This window comes from Armatimonadota bacterium (assembly GCA_025059775.1).
GTDB lineage: Bacteria > Sysuimicrobiota > Sysuimicrobiia > Sysuimicrobiales > Sysuimicrobiaceae > Sysuimicrobium.
The window spans coordinates 1-832 of sequence record JANXCW010000039.1 but is presented as its reverse complement, the minus strand read 5'-3'; the positions used below and the strand labels follow the sequence as shown (position 1 = coordinate 832).

Here is an 832-nt window from a genome sequence, read left to right as displayed (position 1 = left end):
AGCTCCTCGGCGGCGGGGCGGGTTTCCGCCAGGATCCCTAGCCAGGCGAAGGGATAGGTTTTTTGGTGGATCCGGGCCCCGGGGATGTACCTGCGGGCCAGGCTGTGGGAGCCATCGGCCCCCACGGCGAACTCCGCGGCCAGCCTCTCTTCCTTTCCTTGAGGGGTGCGGAAGACCAGGACCGGAGCCTCTCCCAGGTTTTCCAGGCCCACCACCTCGTGCTCAAAGAGGATCTCCCCCCCGGCCTCCAGGTGACGCTGGATCATGTCCCGGACCAGGTACTGCTGTCCGTAAACCCAGATGCTCCGTCCGGCCAGGGCGCGGAAGTCCAGGTGGAGCAGCCCTCCGTCAAAGGCCAGGTAGATGCCCCCGTGTTCCAGCCCTTCCCTGAGCATGCGTTCCCCCACCCCGGCTTGCTTGGCCATCTCCTTGGTACCCCACTCCAGAACCCCGGCCCGGATGCGGTGGGGGCTGGTTTCCAGGTACTCCCGGCTTTTGGCCTCGAGGACCACGGTTTCCACCCCCGCCTGGCGCAGGAGGTGGGCGAGGAGGAGCCCGGCAGGCCCGGCGCCGAAGATGGCCACCTGTACCCTACGCATCCTCCCCTCCAAAGAGGACCAGGTCGGAGAAGGGGCGCACCTCCACCCCTTCCTCCTCCGGGCCATAGGGGGTCTGGAGGAGCCGGGAGAAGGTTTCCACGGTCTGCCAGGTAAGGGCCTCCAGCTCCAAGGGGTCCAGGTCAATGCTGTACCCAAGCCGCGGAGCAGAGATGCGCAGGCGCTCCCCGTTTCCCGTCTGCACCTTCTCTATGGTTACGCTGGTGAACTCGTTG

At 66.5% G+C, this 832-nt stretch carries 2 protein-coding genes; both read right to left on the bottom strand.

Features of this window, described 5'->3' with window-relative positions:
• Positions 1-599: FAD-dependent monooxygenase (locus N0A24_12250; GenBank protein MCS7174106.1), on the bottom strand; the 599-nt coding region annotated here is incomplete at its 3' end.
• Positions 592-832 (bottom strand): dihydrodiol dehydrogenase (locus tag N0A24_12245; protein MCS7174105.1); only part of this gene is annotated, 241 nt, incomplete at its 5' end. The genes N0A24_12245 and N0A24_12250, both read right to left, overlap by 8 nt.